Origin of the sequence: Streptomyces sp. CB02261 (assembly GCF_001905665.1) — a bacterium.
Taxonomy (GTDB): Bacteria; Actinomycetota; Actinomycetes; order Streptomycetales; family Streptomycetaceae; genus Streptomyces.
In genome coordinates this window covers 1,102,744-1,118,371 of sequence record NZ_LIVX01000001.1, presented here as the reverse complement: position 1 = coordinate 1,118,371, position 15,628 = coordinate 1,102,744, and the positions used below count along the sequence as shown (strand labels likewise).

Below are 15,628 nucleotides of genomic sequence, written 5' to 3'. Positions count from 1 at the left end.
CCCCCGGGCACCTCCCACGGTACGGGCACGACAAAGGCGATCTTGTCCGCCGAAGTCCCGCACGTGACCGACGAAGGTCCCGAACCGTCTCTATCCGGTCGCCGACGCCCGGATTCTGGACGAGGTCTTCCGCTGAGCGGAGCGGGTCGCTACTGTCCCGGCTCAAAGCATTCGCCCCGTGGCAGCGCCGCCGCGGAGCGCAGCCGGTGTACCCCTTCCTGCCGGCGGCCTCTGACGTGCGTCGCCGACGGGACCGGCGTCGTAACCCCGTGGGAGCCCGCCACCACTCACTCCGAAGGAGAGGGCGTCGTGACCGCGGAGACCTCCCAGACGCTCGACCGGGGACTCAGAGTCCTCAAGCTGCTCGCCGACACCGACCACGGCCTGACGGTCACCGAGTTGTCCAACAAACTCGGTGTCAACCGGACCGTGGTCTACCGTCTGCTCGCCACCCTGGAACAGCACGCCCTCGTCCGCCGCGACCTCGGCGGACGCGCGCGCGTCGGCCTCGGTGTGCTGCGGCTCGGCCGCCAGGTCCACCCCCTGGTACGCGAGGCCGCGCTGCCCGCGCTGCGCTCGCTCGCCGAGGACATCGGCGCGACGGCCCACCTGACGCTGGTCGACGGGGCGGAGGCGCTCGCGGTCGCGGTCGTCGAACCGACCTGGACCGACTACCACGTCGCCTACCGGGCCGGCTTCCGGCACCCGCTCGACCGGGGCGCGGCCGGCCGCGCGATCCTCGCCGCCCGGCAGGGCGGTCTGATCGAACCGGGCTTCACCCTCACCCACGGCGAACTGGAGGCCGGCGCGAGCGGCGCCGCCGCGCCGCTCGTCGGCGTGACCGGCGTCGAGGGCAGCGTCGGCGTCGTGATGCTGGCGGACGCGGTGCCGGAACGGGTGGGGCCTAGGGTGGTCGACGCGGCGAGGGAGGTCGCCGACGCCCTGCGCTAGAGCACGCGGCGACCAGGTCCACCCGTTGTGGGCAACTGTTCCTCCCCCCGGACTCCGTCCGGGGGGACCCCCAGGGCGGAACGGGTGGGCACAACGGGTGGTGCGGCGCCGTCGCTGGGCCTGCCCGCAACGGTGGGTGCGGGTTGCGCCCGCGGGTTTCGGGAGGCGGGGTGCCCGCGGGGGCGGGCGGCGCTCGCGTCCCAGTAGATTGGGGGCGTGCTCTCCAGTCTCTCCCGGTCCCGCGCGCTCGCTCTCTGCGCCCTGCCCGTCGCCGCGCTCTTCGCCGTCGTCGGGCTCGCGCCGCTGCCGTACGCGATCGCCCAGCCCGGCACCACCGCCGATGTGCTCGGCAAGGTCTCGGGGCGTGAGGTCATCACCATCACCGGCGCCCCCGTCCGCGCCACCGAGGGCCAGCTGCGGATGACGACCATCGTCGCGACCGGTCCGTCCACGGACGTGGACCTCGCGGACGTGGCCGACGCCTGGTTCCGGACCGACCGGGCCGTGCTCCCGCACGACTCCGTCTACCCCTCGGGGAAGTCCGACGCCGAGATCGAGAAGCACAACCTCGGGCAGATGAAGGAGTCGCAGGACGCGGCCTCCCTCGCCGCCCTCGGGTACCTGAAGAAGGACCCCGAGAAGGTCAAGGTGACCCTGCACCTCGCTGACATCGGCGGGCCCAGCGCCGGGCTGCTCTTCTCCCTCGGGATCGTCGACAAGCTCGACGGCAACGGTGACGGCGGGGACCTCACGGGCGGCCGGATCGTCGCCGGTACGGGCACGATCGACCCGGACGGCTCCGTCGGCGCGGTCGGCGGGGTCTCCCTCAAGACGCAGGCCGCCGCCCGGGACGGGGCCTCCGTCTTCCTCGTACCGAAGGCCGAGTGCTCCGAGGCCGAGTCCGAACTGCCGAAGGGCCTGCGACTGGTCCCGGTCTCCGCGCTCAGCGACGCGGTGGCGTCCCTCAGGGCTTTGGGGCAGGGCCAGGAGTCGAAGGTTCCGACCTGCTGACGCCGCCGCTCCCCGGCGCCTCCGTCCCCGTCTCCGCACCCGCCTCCGCGTCCGGTGCCTCGTCCATGCCCCGCCACGCCGGGAACACCAGCGGCGCGAGCGTGGCGAGGAGGTAGAGCCCCCCGGTCCACAGGAGCGTCGCCGTCAGCCCGGCCCGCTCGACCAGCAGCCCCTCCGCCAGACCGCCCAGGGGAGTCGTGAGCAGCACCCCGGCCGTGCTCGCGCCCATGACCCGGCTGCGCAGACCGTCCGGCACCTGCTCGTACAGGACCGTGGTCAGGATCGGGTTGAGGACGCCGACGCCGAACCCGGCCGCCGCCGCCGTCACGAGCAGGGGCGCGGTGGTGTCCGTGAGCGCGGCCACCACGTACAGCGGGGCGCCGCCGACGAGGAAGCCCGCCGCGAACACGGCCCGCCGCCCGAAGCGCTCCCCGACCGACCCGTACAGCAGCGCCCCGACGAGGGCGCAGCCGCCGAAGACCGAGACGACCAGGCCCTGCGCGGCCGGGCCGCCGAGCTTCTCCTGGGCGTGGACGGGGAGCAGGACGGCGCTCCAGCTCTGGTTCAGGCCGTTGGTCACCATCACCATGACGGTGATCCCCAGCAGCAGCCGGGCGCGGAACAGGAAGGCGTACCCCTCGCGCAGATCGGCCCGGTAGCGGGCGGGGGAGAGGCGGGGGCCGCCGCGTACCGGCTCGGCCGCGCGCACCCCCCGCAGGCCCACCCCGACGAGCAGCGCGGAGAGCCCGAAGGTGGCCGCGTCGAGGAGCAGGACCGTGTCGGCGCCCATGAAGGCGACGAGCAGCCCCGCCGTCGCCGCGCCCGCCATCCGTGCGCCGCGCGCCCCGGCGTCGTACAGGCTGGCCGCCCGGGGCAGTGAGGTCCCCGCGCGCTCGGCCAGGTCGGGGACGAGGACGTGCCGGGCCATCTGCCCGGGCGCGTGGCACAGGCCGGTGAGTGCCATCAGGGCGCACAGCATCCAGAACTCCAGGACGCCGGCGCGGTGCAGCAGCGGGACGGCGGCGAGGGCGAGCGCGCAGACCAGGTCGGAGACGATGCTGACCCGGCGCCGGCCGAGCCGGTCGATGACGGGGCCGCCGGCGATCGCGGAGACGAGGACGGGCAGGGTGGCGCAGAAGGCGACGAGTCCGGCCTTGCCGGGGCTTCCGGTGGTGTCGAGCGCGAACCAGGGGACGCCGATGAGGGTGAGCGAATTGCCGGTGATCGAGACGGTGTTGGCGGCGAGGACGGTGGTCAGTGGCCGTTTGTCTCCCCCCGGAGCGGTCATGCGGCCAGGGTGACCGGGCGGCGGTCCGCGGGGGTGGCGAGGCGCAGACCCAACTCGACCAGCCGCCAGCCGATTTGGACCCGCAGCGGCGGCGCGGGGGTGCGGGGGAGGTCCACGGACCGGTCGGCGGCGCGGTGGAGTTCGGCGGCGGTCAGGGCGTGCAGCTGGTGATGGATGTCGGCGTGCATGGTGCGGCTTCCTTCCGGTGGGTGACGAAGGCCGGGCCGGGGTGCGGGGCGCTCAGTCCTCGTGCTGGGGGAACGCGTGCAGGTGCATCCGTACGCGGGCGGCGCCGGGCGCTTCGGGGTCGGCGGTGTCGCGGTACTCGTCGATCAGGGTGTGGATCTTCAGGTTGAGTTCGCGCAGCCGCTCGGGCGGCAGGGTCAGCGTGAAGTCGCTGAAGTCCGACGCGCCGTACCAGGCCTCGTCCCAGGTGTGCCGGGTGGCGACCCAGGTGGACATCTCCTGGGTGTGGATGGTCGCGATCTCGTGCATGAGGAGGTCGAGCGCGCCCCGGACCTCGGGGTCCGGGTTCCGGTGGAGGGTCTCGTCGAAGTTCGTGCCCTGGTGGGCGGCCTTCCACCACCGCTCGCGCCCCTTGCCGCGGGTCGGGTCGTCGGTGACGAACCCGTGGGCCGCGAGCTGGCGGAGGTGGTAGCTGGTGGCGCCGCTGGACTCGCCGAGCCGTTCGGCGAGTCGGGAGGCGGTGGCGGGTCCGTGGCGGCGCAGGGCGCGCAGCAGCTGGATCCGCAGGGGGTGGGCGAGCCCGCGCAGGGAGCGCGGGTCGAGGGTGCGGCTCGGCAGGGGCGCGTCGGGCTGCTCGTCAGGCTCTGGCATGACCTCAGCCTAGAGTTGCAAAGGAGTCCTTGCAAGGGTTTCTTTGCAACCACTCCTTTGGATTCGCTCACCGGAACCCACTCCTCAGCCGGCGTCCTCCGCCGCCTGCTCCACCAGCGGGATGATCCGCAGCGGCACCGGGTTCTCCATCACGATCGCCGTCGACGCCCGCACGATCCCCTCGAAGGCCACCACCTTGTCGATCACCCGCTGGAGGTCGGCGTTCGAGCGGGCCACCAGCCGGCACAGCATGTCGCCGTGGCCCGTCGTCGTGTGCAGCTCAAGGACCTCAGGCACCGTCGCCAGATGCCCCCGCACGTCCGCGCCCTGCCCCTGCTTGATCTCCAGCGTCGCGAACGCCGTCACCGGATAGCCGAGCGCCGCCGGGTCCACCTGCGGCCCGAAGCCCCGGATCACCCCGCTCGCCTGGAGCCGGTCAAGCCGCGCCTGCACGGTCCCGCGCGCCACGCCGAGCCGGCGCGAGGCCTCCAGGACCCCGATGCGCGGTTCGCGTGCCAGCAGGACGATCAGCCGGCCGTCCAAATGATCGATCGCCACGAACGCCTCCCGATGGTCACCATGTACAAGTAGCCCGCTGATGCTGCCGGAACGCTGTACACATTGACCAGTCCCTCAGCGAACTATTGCGCACCTTGCGAGACGGCGCGACGCTGCTCCCATGACTGAGACCATCGATCACACCCCTTCCACGGCGCGGCAGGCCGATCCCTTCCCCGTGAAGGGCATGGACGCGGTCGTCTTCGCCGTCGGCAACGCCAAGCAGGCCGCGCACTACTACTCCACGGCCTTCGGCATGAAGCTCGTCGCCTACTCCGGACCGGAGAACGGCAGCCGCGAGACCGCCAGCTACGTCCTCACCAACGGCTCCGCCCGTTTCGTGTTCACCTCCGTCATCAAGGTCTCCACCGACCGGGGCCGCTTCCTCGCCGACCACGTCGCCGAGCACGGTGACGGCGTCGTCGACCTGGCGATCGAGGTGCCGGACGCGCGCGCCGCGTACGCCTACGCCGTCGAGCACGGCGCCACCGGCCTCGACGAGCCGTACGAGGTCAAGGACGAGCACGGGACCGTCGTCCTCGCCGCCATCGCGACGTACGGCAAGACCCGCCACACCCTCGTCGAGCGCTCCGGCTACACCGGCCCCTACCTGCCGGGCTTCGTCTCCGCGAACCCGATCGTCGAGCCGCCGGCCAAGCGCACCTTCCAGGCCATCGACCACTGCGTCGGCAACGTCGAGCTCGGCCGGATGAACGACTGGGTCGGCTTCTACAACAAGGTCATGGGCTTCACGAACATGAAGGAGTTCGTGGGCGACGACATCGCGACCGAGTACTCGGCGCTCATGTCGAAGGTCGTCGCGGACGGCACCCTCAAGGTGAAGTTCCCGATCAACGAGCCGGCGATCGCGAAGAAGAAGTCGCAGATCGACGAGTACCTGGAGTTCTACGGCGGCGCCGGCGTCCAGCACATCGCCCTCGCCACCAACGACATCGTCGCCACCGTGCGCTCCATGCGTGCGGCGGGCGTCCAGTTCCTCGACACCCCCGACTCGTACTACGACACCCTCGGCGAGTGGGCCGGCGAGACCCGGGTGCCCGTCGAGACCCTGCGCGAGCTGAAGATCCTCGTCGACCGCGACGAGGACGGCTATCTGCTGCAGATCTTCACCAAGCCGGTCCAGGACCGTCCGACCGTCTTCTTCGAGATGATCGAGCGCCACGGCTCGATGGGCTTCGGCAAGGGCAACTTCAAGGCCCTGTTCGAGGCGATCGAGCGCGAGCAGGAGAAGCGCGGCAACCTGTAGTCGACCTGCGGCCGCCGACACCGAGGGGCCCGGAGCACCGCTCCGGGCCCCTTCGCCGTGCCCGCAGCACCCCTCCGGGCCCCTTCGCCGTGCCCGCAGCACCCCTCCGGGCCCCTCGCCCTGCCCGCGACCCGGGCGGGCCCAGCGGGCTCAGGACGGCCGTGTCCCCGCCGGAGGCCGCGGGCTCGGCGCTTCCGGCCGCAGCTCCTCCGGGAGTTCGTCCGGCGGCTCGCCCAGCGTCGTCACCGCGTCCTGCGCCCTCGGGGCGTGGAGCGGCGAGAAGTACGGGTTGATCCGCAGCGCCTCCGCCAGGTGGCGGCGCGCCGGGCCCTGCTCGCCGAGCGCCCGCTCGATCTCACCCCGGTGGTACGTGAACATCGCGCTCCGCAGCCCCTCGTCCGTGGCCCGCTTCGCGAACTCCAGCGCCTCCTTCGGCTTCCCCGACCGGTACAGCGCCCAGCCCAGCGCGTCCGCGACCCGCACCGACCGGTGCCCGCGCGCCCACTCCGCCCGCATCCGGGCCACCGCCGCCGCCGGGGCGCCGTGGTCCGCGTCGAGCAGCGCCAGGGCCACCTCGCCCCGGGCCCAGGTGCCGCCCCGCAGCCGCTCGTACAGGGCCCGCGCGTCGCCGTCCAGGCCCATCGACTCGTACAGCTCACCGGCCTCCAGGAGGTACTCCGGCAGCGGCAGCCTGGCCAGCGCGGCCCGCCAGTCGCGGAGGGCGTCCTCGGGGCGGCCGAGCGCCGCGAGCGCCCGCGCCCGGCCCGCGAGCGAGGGCCCGTGGTCCGATACGAGCGTCAGCGCCGCCCCGTACCGCGCCAGCGCCTCGTCCGGCTCGCCCCGCTCCCACGCCAGGTCCCCGAGGCGTGCGAAGGAGGCCGCCTTGTCCGCGCCCGTCCGCGCGAGCGCCACCGCGTCGAGGGCCGCCGCGTCGGCGTCCTCGCGCCAGCCCCGGTCGCGGTAGGCCCCCGCCGCCCGGCCGCGCACCACCGCGCCCGAGTGGAGCTTCTCCAGCGTCTCCATCGCCTTGCGCGCCGCCTCGTACTCACCGAGGCCGCTGTACGCGTCCATCAGGACCGGGTACACGGTCCAGCGCCGCGGGTCCGCCTTCCGTACCCGCTCGCCCCACTCCTTCGCCGTCTTCCAGTCGCCGCGCGCCCCCGCGAGCGCCCCCAGGCCCAGCTGCGCGGTCAGATTGCCGCGCGCGGCGGGCCGTTCGGCGAGCGAGCGGCGCAGGGCCCGCTCGGCCCGCGGATAGTCCTGTACGTCCCCGAGCCGCGTGCCCCGCTCCGTGTACGCCGCCCCGAGCTCCGCCCAGGACGCGTCGTCGCCCGGATGCCGGCGCAGCCACTTCTCCCGGTCGGTGATCAGCGCGACCAGGTCCGGCAGCGCGGCCTGCGCGCCCGCGTGGGCCGCGATCGTCGCCCGCTCCGCCGGACCGGGCGGGGACGGCGGGCCCTCGCCGACGAGCTGGGGCACGTACAGCAGCGCCGTCGCCGCGAGCACCGCGCCCACTCCGGCCGCCAGGACCGTCCTCGACACGTTCTGCGTCTTCATGGCGCTCACTGTGCGCCCGCGCGCACCTGTACGAAGAGCACACGAAGCACCCGCCCCGGCGGGTTCACACCGATGGCCCCCGGGTGCCAGGCTGGACGCATGGACGATCTTCTGACGCGGCTGCGCGCCGGGCTCCCCGCCGAGGCGCTGCTCACCGACCCGGACGTGACCGCCTCCTACGCGAACGACATGGCGAGCTTCTGCACGGCCGGCGCCCCCGCGGTCGTCGTGCTGCCCCGCACCGTCGAACAGGTCCAGCACGTCATGCGGACCGCCACCGAACTCCGCGTCCCCGTCGTCCCCCAGGGGGCCCGCACCGGCCTCTCCGGCGGCGCCAACGCCTCCGAGGGCTGCATCGTGCTCTCCCTCGTCAAGATGGACCGGATCCTGGAGATCAGCCCGGTCGACCGGATCGCCGTCGTCGAACCGGGCGTCGTCAACGCCGTCCTCTCACGGGCCGTCGCCGAGCACGGCCTGTACTACCCGCCGGACCCGTCCAGCTGGGAGATGTGCACCATCGGCGGGAACATCGGCACGGCCTCCGGCGGCCTGTGCTGTGTGAAGTACGGGGTGACCGCCGAGTACGTCCTCGGTCTCGACGTCGTCCTCGCCGACGGCCGTCTCCTGACCACCGGCCGCCGCACCGCCAAGGGCGTCGCCGGCTATGACCTGACCCGGCTCTTCGTCGGCTCGGAGGGCAGTCTCGGCATCGTCGTGAAGGCGGTGCTCGCGCTCAGGCCGCAGCCCCCGGCGCAGCTCGCGCTCGCCGCCGAGTTCCCCTCGGCCGCGGCCGCCTGCGCGGCCGTCTGCGCGATCATGGAGGCCGGCCACACGCCGTCGCTGCTCGAACTCATGGACCGCACCACCGTCCAGGCGGTCAACCAGCTGGCGCGCATGGGTCTGCCCGACTCCACCGAGGCGCTGCTCCTGTGCGCCTTCGACACCCCGGACCCGGCCGCCGACCTGGCCGCCGTCGGGGAGCTGTGCGCGGCGGCGGGCGCCACCGAGGTGGTCCCGGCCGCGGACGCCGCCGAGTCCGAACTCCTCCTCCAGGCACGCCGGCTCTCCCTCACCGCCCTGGAGACCATCAGGTCCGCGACGATGATCGACGACGTGTGCGTGCCGCGGACGCGGCTCGCCGAGATGCTCGACGGCACGGCGGCCGTGGCGGAGAAGTACGACCTCACCATCGGCGTCTGCGCGCACGCCGGGGACGGCAACACCCACCCCGTCGTCTGCTTCGACCACACCGACGAGGACGAGTCGCGGCGCGCGCGGGAGTCCTTCGACGAGATCATGGCGCTCGGGCTCGCGCTCGGCGGCACGATCACCGGCGAGCACGGCGTCGGCGTCCTCAAGAAGGAGTGGCTGGCACGGGAGCTGGGGCCGGTCGGCCTCGAACTCCAGCGCGGGATCAAGGCCACGTTCGACCCGCTGGGGCTGCTCAACCCCGGAAAGCTCTTCTGACGGAACCGGTTCGGGGATCACAGCTCGCCGTCCCGCGTCTCGTCCGACGGCCAGGGGTCGCGCAGCCACAGCTCGTCGGTGAGCACGGTGGTCGCGAGGAGTTCGGCCAGTCCGTCGTCGATGCCGAGCCGCTCGGACTCGGTGCCCGGCGGCACCGCGTGCAGGGTCCGCTCCAGCCAGGCGGACACCTGCATGGACGGGGCTTCGAGCAGGGCGTCGCCGTCGGGGGAGGAGAGGGCCATCAGGACGACGCCGCGGCCGTCGACCTTGGTGGGCCAGATGCGCACGTCGCCGTGTCCGCAGGCCCGGAAGACGCCCTCGACGAGCAGTTCGCGCGCGAACGTCCAGTTGACGGGGTGGTCCGTGCCGATGTGGAAGGTGATGTGGACGGCGTACGGGTCGTCGGTGCGGTAGGCGAGCCGGGCGGGGACGGGGACCGCGCGCTCGGGCGAGAGCACCAGCTTCAGTTCCAGCTCGCGCTCGACCGTGGTGTCGTCGGTGTTCTGCATGGCGGTACTTCCTCTCGCGGACCGGCCCCGGGCGGGCCTTCACCGGGAGAGAGCGCGGTACCCGCCTCGTATGACGCGACTTCGGGAGGTTTTTTCCGCGGGAAGGTCCCGCCCGCCGGAAGGCACCGGCCCGAACATCACCATGAGTGATCGATTCCGGTATGTGTCGTGCGAAGGCGGTGCTTTCTCGCGGGCTCCTTCTCCCCCCGTGGCCGTTCTTCGTTACTGTCCTCCTTGGGCGCGGCACGCCCGGCACGCGGCCGCGCGGATCAAAGGCGTTGTGACTGAACGGAGTCGGGGCAGTGGCTACTCCTCCTGGAGGCGGCGAAGAGGTACCGCAGGCGGGGTACTACCCGGACCCGTCCATTCCCGGGTACATCCGGTACTGGAACGGGGGCGCCTGGGTTCCCGGCACGAGCCGGCCCGCTCCCTCGGAGGGCGAGGTTCCGCCGCATCCGCCCGCCTCGGCGGCCCCGGCCGGACCGATCCTGGCCTCGGGCGCGGCACCCGCGCCGGTCCGGACCCGGCCCGCCCCCACCCGACCGGAGCCCGAGCCCGTACGGGAGGCCCGGCCCGAGCCCGTACGCGACGCCCGACCCGAGCGGTCGTACTCCGCGCCCGCGCACGTGCCCGCCCAGACGTCCGCGCCCGTCCCGGCCCCGGCGCCCGCCCAGGCCGCCGCACCCGCCCCCGTACCGGCGGTGGAGGAGACCGGGCCCGTCTTCTTCGACGAGGAACCGGCCGCGCAGGAGCCCGCCTCCGCGTGGCAGGCGGACACCTCGCGCCAGACCGGCTTCGGCGGCGACCTGGACCAGAAGGTCTCCTGGGGGGCGCCCCGGACCCCCGATCCGCGGACCCCGGCGGACTGGCCCGTCGCCGGTGCGAGTGAACCCGCCGAGGCGCCGGCGCCCGAGCGGCCGGCCGACTCCCGGACGGCCGGGGGAGCCGCGCGACTCGGCGGGATGCCGGTCACGCCGGTGCCCACCCCCGCCCCGGCGCCGGAGCCCCGCCCCCAGCCGCAGCCGAACCCGCGGCCCCGCCCCCAGCCCCGGCCGGCCCCCGAAGCCGCGGCGACGGCCCCGGCCCCCGCGCCCACCCCCGTACGGCAGCAGCCCACGCCCGCACAGCACGCGCCCACCCCCGCGCAGCACACGAGCGCCCCCGCTCCCGCCACGCCCTCCTGGGCGCAGCAGCCCCAGCAGGCAGGTCCGGTCCAGCAGCCGGTCCAGCCGCAGGAGCAGCAGCCCGTCGTGCCCTGGAAGCCACCCGTCGACGACCTGTTCGTGCAGGCGGCCCGTGCGCAGGCCTCGGCGCGTCCCGCCGGGCTCGGCAGACGGCTCCTCGCCCGGCTGATCGACACGGTGGTCCTGGGCGCGCTCGTCGGCGGCGCGTCCTTCCCCTTCGTGACCGCCGCGCTCGACCACATCGACGGCAAGATCGAGGCGGCGAGGCAGTCCGGCGTCACGGTCCAGGTGTGGCTGCTCGACGGGACGACCTCCGTCCAGTTCGGCATCGCGCTGGCCTCGCTCTTCGTCCTCGGTGTCCTGTACGAGGCGCTGCCCACCGCCCGGTGGGGCCGCACGCTCGGCAAGAAGCTGTGCGGGATCGAGGTGCGGGACATCGAGGCGCACCAGCCGCCGCGGTTCGGGGCGGCCCTGCGCCGCTGGCTCGTCTACAGCGTCCTGGGCCTCCTGGTCATCGGCGTGTTCAACGTCCTGTGGTGCCTGTTCGACCGGCCCTGGCGGCAGTGCTGGCACGACAAGGCGGCCCGCACCTTCGTGGCGCGCTGATCCGGCGGGATCGCCCGGGTCCCCCGAACGGGCGGTGATTCCTTGCGGGGGCGCCGCGCCCGGGATGCACTGCCCCCATGAGCACCGACCAGCCGCCGTCCGGCCAGCCGCCCGAGGAGGACCCGTTCCTCAAGAGGCCCCAGGAGCCCCCGCCGCCCTCCGGCGGCCAGCCGCCACCCCCTCCCGGCGGTGACCGTCCGCCCCCGGGAGGTCCCCCGCCGGGGAGCCCCTACGGCCCCTCGGGCGGTGACCCGTACGGCCCGTCGGGCGGCGACCCGTACGGGTCCTCGGGTGGTTCCCCGTACGGCGGCGGCGGTGGCATGCCCCCGCCCCCATACGGCGGCGGCGGGTACGGCGCCGGCTACGGCGGGACGGATCCGCTCTCCGGGATGCCGCCGCTCGCCGAGTCCGGCCGCCGCATCTTCGCCCGGATCGTCGACTGGCTGATCGTCGCGATCCCGCTGGCGATCATCGGCATCCCGTTCGACATCTACTCGCGGGCGACCGATGACGGCACTGACTGGGGCGACACGGTCAACAGCCTGAACGGCGGCAGCCAGCTGGTCTTCCAGCTCCTCACGATCGTCGCGTACGTCGCCTACGACACGGTGCTGACGGCCAAGAACGGGCAGACCCTCGGCAAGAAGCTGATGAAACTGCGGGTCGCGATGCTCAACGACGGCTCGACGCCCCCGATGAGCCAGTCGCTGCTGCGCGCCGTGGTGCTGTGGCTGCCCACGCTGATCTGCTGCGCCTGTCTGTGGCCACTGCTGATCCTCATCCTGATCCTGGTCGACAAGCCCTACAAGCAGGGTCTGCACGACAAGGCGGCGAAGACGGTGGTGGTCTCCGTGGCCCGCTGAGCGGGAACGGACGAAGGATCAGGTCACGAACCGGTCCGGGTATCGGCCCCCGCGCCCACGCGCGCGGCCGGTATCCGGACCTCGTCGTTCCCCGGAGTCGCGGGAACCCTCTCCGAGGCCTTGACGCGTGTCGTCCGCACCGGCATCGTCACCGTCACGAGCAGCCCGAGCAGCAGGCCGGCGAGGCTGATCACCGTGATGCCCAGCGCGGTCGTGGTACGGGAGAGCAGCAGGAGGGCGACGGTCGCGAGCACGACGGTGGCCGAACCGTAGGCGAGCTGCGCGGCGTTCGGACGCTGCATGACGGATACCGTCCCTCCGGACATCGGGTCGACTCTACGACGCTCGATGCCCGGGGCGGATGCCGGGTAAGCGTGACCTTACCCACGGTGCCGTTGCACGGGGGGCGCACGGAGGCACGAAAGTCCCAACTTTCCATGGCTGTGCGCCGTTCGTCTGTCCGATAATCGGAATTCTGCTCCCACATAGTGCAGTTGGTATGTGCAAGTCAAGATCTGTCTTTTCTCGTCTCCCTCCGGTCGAATGTCGTCACTTGTGACGCGCGACCCCGCCGGACGGACACCCCACCTTCGGTCCGAGAGCGCGGGCGCCGGGGAGGACTACATCAAGTGACCAACAGACGACGGGCGATCAGAACGTCCGCAGTCGTCGTGGCGCTCGCGGCTACCGCCGCCACCGCCTCGACCTTCACCACCGCCTGGGCCGACAATCACGGCAGCGTGACGCCGGCCGACGTCCGTCACGACCCGGCGCCCGGCGCCGGCGACGGCCACGGCCACGGCCATGGCGTCGACAAGGCGGCCGTCGACCACGACCTCGAGGGGCCGTTCAGCAAGCAGCAGGAGCAGCAGCGCAAGGCTGCCCTGGAGCAGGTGCTGAGCGGGGAGGCCAAGGTCGAGAGCCGCGGCGGCTCGCAGGTCGTCAAGCTCGACAGCAAGAAGTACGTCGAGCTGGGCCGCGAGAAGACCGACAAGATCTTCACGATCCTCGTCGAGTTCGGCGACAAGGTGGACACCACCACCCTGGTGAACCGGGCCGACGACGACACGGACGAGCTGAAGCCGAAGTTCGGCGGCACGCCCGGCCCGCTGCACAACCAGATAGCCGAGCCGGACCGCAAGAACGACAACTCCACGGCCTGGCAGGCGGACTACAACCAGCAGCACTTCCAGGACCTGTACTTCGGCACCGGCAAGGACGCCAAGGGACAGCCCAAGGAGTCGCTGAAGACCTACTACGAGAAGACCTCGTCCGGCCGTTACTCGGTCGAGGGCGGCGTCTCCGACTGGGTCAAGGTCGAGTACAACGAGGCCCGTTACGGCTCGAACTACTGCGGCAACAGCAACTGCGCCAACGTCTGGGACGCGGTCCGCGACGGCGTCACCGCCTTCGTCGCCGACCAGAAGGCCAAGGGCCGCACCGACGCCCAGATCAAGGCCGACATGGCCCAGTACGACCTCTGGGACCGGTACGACTTCGACGCCGACGGCAACTTCAACGAGCCCGACGGCTACATCGACCACTTCCAGATCGTCCACGCGGGCGAGGACGAGTCGGCGGGCGGCGGCGCCCAGGGCGGCGACGCCCTGTGGGCCCACCGCTGGTACGCGTACGGCACCAACGCCGGCAAGACCGGCCCGGCCAACAACAAGGCCGGCGGCACGCAGATCGGCGACTCCGGCATCTGGGTCGGCGACTACACGATGCAGCCCGAGAACGGCGGCCTCGGCGTCTTCGCGCACGAGTACGGCCACGACCTCGGCCTGCCCGACCTGTACGACACCTCCGGCCTGCCCGGCGCCGAGAACTCGACCGGCTACTGGTCGCTCATGTCCTCCGGCTCCTGGCTCGGCCGCGGCAAGGACGCCATCGGCGACCTGCCCGGCGACATGAACGCCTGGGACAAGCTGCAGCTCGGCTGGCTGAACTACACCAAGGTGGCGAACGAGGCCCGTGCGTGGAACTCCACGCACAAGCTGGGTGTGGCCGCGTACAACACCAAGAACCCGCAGGCACTCGTCGTCGAGCTGCCGAAGAAGGCCGTCACCACCGACGTCGTCGCCCCCGCCGAGGGTGCGTCGCAGTGGTGGAGCAACATGGGTGACGACCTCAAGAACACCCTGACCCGCTCCGTCGACCTGACGGGCAAGACGTCCGCCTCCCTGGAGCTCCAGGGCTGGTACGACATCGAGCTCGACTACGACTACCTCTACGCCGAGGTGTCGACCGACGGTGGCGCCAACTGGACGGCCCTCGACGGCACCGCCGACGGCAAGGCCATCCCGCGTGACGCGAGCGGCGCCCCGGCGCTGACGGACGTCTCCGGCACGCACAAGAAGCTCGTCTACGGCCTCGACGCCTACGCGGGCAAGAAGTTCGACCTCCGGTTCCGTTACCAGACGGACGGCGGCGCGGGCGGCAAGGGCTTCACGGCCGACGCCATCACCGTGACCGCCGACGGCGCCACCGTCTTCTCCGACGGCGCCGAGAACGGTGACAACGGCTGGGTCGCCAAGGGCTTCTCGCGGGTCGGCAAGGGCTTCACCAAGGAGTACGACCAGTACTACATCGCGGAGAACCGCCAGTACGTCTCGTACGACGCCACCCTCAAGGTCGGCCCGTACAACTTCGGGTTCACCGGTGACAAGTCGAGCTGGGTCGAGCACTACCCGTACCAGAACGGCCTGCTCATCTGGAAGTGGGACCTCTCCCAGAAGGACAACAACACCGCGGTCCACCCGGGCCAGGGTCTGATCCTTCCGGTCGACTCCCACCCGACCCCGCTGAAGTGGAAGGACGGCACCCTGATGCGCAACCGCGTCCAGGCGTACGACTCCACCTTCGGCACCTACCGCACCGACGCCCTCCAGCTCCACAAGGCGGACGTCGCGACGTGGGTGAACTCCCAGAAGGGCAACCCGGTCTTCGACGACCGCAAGGGCACCTACTGGTTCCAGGAGACCGCCCGCGCCGGTGTCAAGGTAACTGACACCAACACCAAGATCGAGGTCGTCAAGGAGCCGCTCAACGGCCAGACGATCACGGTCCGCGTGGGTCCCTCCACCAAGTAATCGGTAAAACCGCAGGTCAAAGCATGATCGGCCGTCGCCCCACTAGCGGGCGGCGGCCGATCGTGTTTAGGTGCGTCTGACGCTTTTCTTATTGACAGTCGATCCACGGGGGAGTGGTTACGCATGCCCAACGGAGGGTTCTGCAAGTTGCCCGGAGGCAGCGTGGTCGTCGCGATAGGGCTGCCCAGCCCGGCCCGCGACGGCGTCACCGTCCGCTTCCTGGTGCACGCCGCGAACCGCGCCCGCGCCCTCACCCGGCTGCGCAACCTGGGGCTGCGGGCGGTCTACCTCCGCGGCAACACCGAGCCCCCCACCCCGGACGAGGTCACGGCCGTCCTGCACCACCCGGACGGCCTGCTGTGGAGATCCACCCCCGGCGCCGCCCAGGAGCTCTGGCACCCCGTACGGTCCCTCCCCAGGGAACCCGTGGCCTAGAGC

The 15,628-nt window shown here is 72.3% G+C and carries 15 protein-coding genes; 8 read left to right on the top strand and 7 right to left on the bottom strand.

All coding sequences use genetic code 11. The features are described from left to right. The first annotated feature begins 309 nt into the window (after positions 1-309). Positions 310-951, top strand: a complete 642-nt coding sequence (locus AMK29_RS05085) for an IclR family transcriptional regulator (RefSeq protein WP_015033894.1) — start codon at positions 310-312, stop codon at positions 949-951. A gap of 216 nt (positions 952-1,167) precedes the next feature. Continuing rightward, a complete protein-coding gene (locus AMK29_RS05080; protein WP_073807944.1) occupies positions 1,168-1,962 on the top strand; it encodes a S16 family serine protease in 795 nt (264 codons plus the stop codon). Here AMK29_RS05080 and AMK29_RS05075 read toward each other — a convergent pair. The 4 genes from AMK29_RS05075 to AMK29_RS05060 all read right to left on the bottom strand — a co-directional run bounded on the left by AMK29_RS05075 (position 1,916) and on the right by AMK29_RS05060 (position 4,645). Further along, the gene (locus AMK29_RS05075; RefSeq protein WP_073807941.1) at positions 1,916-3,250 is read right to left on the bottom strand and encodes an MFS transporter; all 1,335 of its coding nucleotides are present in this window, start codon (positions 3,248-3,250) and stop codon (positions 1,916-1,918) included. The two genes, AMK29_RS05080 and AMK29_RS05075, sit on opposite strands and share 47 nt — an antisense overlap. After that, positions 3,247-3,438, bottom strand: a complete 192-nt coding sequence (locus tag AMK29_RS05070) for a hypothetical protein (RefSeq protein ID WP_073807938.1) — start codon at positions 3,436-3,438, stop codon at positions 3,247-3,249. Before AMK29_RS05070 ends, AMK29_RS05075 begins: the two co-directional genes overlap by 4 nt. A gap of 52 nt (positions 3,439-3,490) precedes the next feature. Next, a complete protein-coding gene (locus tag AMK29_RS05065; RefSeq protein ID WP_073807935.1) occupies positions 3,491-4,087 on the bottom strand; it encodes an ArsR/SmtB family transcription factor in 597 nt (198 codons plus the stop codon). Positions 4,088-4,171: 84 nt separating this feature from the next. After that, positions 4,172-4,645, bottom strand: a complete 474-nt coding sequence (locus AMK29_RS05060) for an Lrp/AsnC family transcriptional regulator (RefSeq protein ID WP_073807933.1) — start codon at positions 4,643-4,645, stop codon at positions 4,172-4,174. A 121-nt stretch (positions 4,646-4,766) separates the two neighbouring features. On the opposite strand from AMK29_RS05060, the gene hppD reads away from it, so the two are divergent. Then, a complete protein-coding gene (gene hppD / locus AMK29_RS05055; RefSeq protein WP_073807930.1) occupies positions 4,767-5,912 on the top strand; it encodes a 4-hydroxyphenylpyruvate dioxygenase in 1,146 nt (381 codons plus the stop codon). Between the two features lie 150 nt (positions 5,913-6,062). On the opposite strand, the gene AMK29_RS05050 is transcribed toward hppD, so the two are convergent. Then, entirely contained in the window at positions 6,063-7,469 is a 1,407-nt protein-coding gene (locus AMK29_RS05050; protein WP_241845108.1) for a tetratricopeptide repeat protein, read from the bottom strand. 99 nt (positions 7,470-7,568) lie between these two features. On the opposite strand from AMK29_RS05050, the gene AMK29_RS05045 reads away from it, so the two are divergent. Further along, positions 7,569-8,936 (top strand): FAD-binding oxidoreductase, encoded by a 1,368-nt coding sequence (locus tag AMK29_RS05045; protein WP_073807925.1) that lies wholly within the window; start codon positions 7,569-7,571, stop codon positions 8,934-8,936. 17 nt (positions 8,937-8,953) lie between these two features. Here AMK29_RS05045 and AMK29_RS05040 read toward each other — a convergent pair whose 3' ends face one another. After that, positions 8,954-9,445 (bottom strand): SsgA family sporulation/cell division regulator, encoded by a 492-nt coding sequence (locus tag AMK29_RS05040; protein WP_073807922.1) that lies wholly within the window; start codon positions 9,443-9,445, stop codon positions 8,954-8,956. Positions 9,446-9,747: 302 nt separating this feature from the next. On the opposite strand from AMK29_RS05040, the gene AMK29_RS05035 reads away from it, so the two are divergent. Both AMK29_RS05035 and AMK29_RS05030 read left to right on the top strand, forming a co-directional pair. Continuing rightward, on the top strand, positions 9,748-11,235 hold the full coding sequence (locus AMK29_RS05035) for an RDD family protein (RefSeq protein ID WP_073807919.1): 1,488 nt from the start codon (positions 9,748-9,750) through the stop codon (positions 11,233-11,235). A gap of 77 nt (positions 11,236-11,312) precedes the next feature. Further along, complete coding sequence (locus AMK29_RS05030; RefSeq protein ID WP_073807916.1) at positions 11,313-12,098, top strand: RDD family protein; 786 nt, start codon at positions 11,313-11,315, stop codon at positions 12,096-12,098. A gap of 23 nt (positions 12,099-12,121) precedes the next feature. On the opposite strand, the gene AMK29_RS05025 is transcribed toward AMK29_RS05030, so the two are convergent. Continuing rightward, positions 12,122-12,400, bottom strand: a complete 279-nt coding sequence (locus tag AMK29_RS05025) for a hypothetical protein (RefSeq protein WP_073807914.1) — start codon at positions 12,398-12,400, stop codon at positions 12,122-12,124. 327 nt (positions 12,401-12,727) lie between these two features. On the opposite strand from AMK29_RS05025, the gene AMK29_RS05020 reads away from it, so the two are divergent. Both AMK29_RS05020 and AMK29_RS05015 read left to right on the top strand, forming a co-directional pair. Continuing rightward, complete coding sequence (locus AMK29_RS05020; RefSeq protein WP_073807911.1) at positions 12,728-15,190, top strand: immune inhibitor A domain-containing protein; 2,463 nt, start codon at positions 12,728-12,730, stop codon at positions 15,188-15,190. A gap of 123 nt (positions 15,191-15,313) precedes the next feature. After that, complete coding sequence (locus tag AMK29_RS05015) at positions 15,314-15,625, top strand: hypothetical protein (protein ID WP_073807908.1); 312 nt, start codon at positions 15,314-15,316, stop codon at positions 15,623-15,625. Positions 15,626-15,628: the final 3 nt, after the last annotated feature.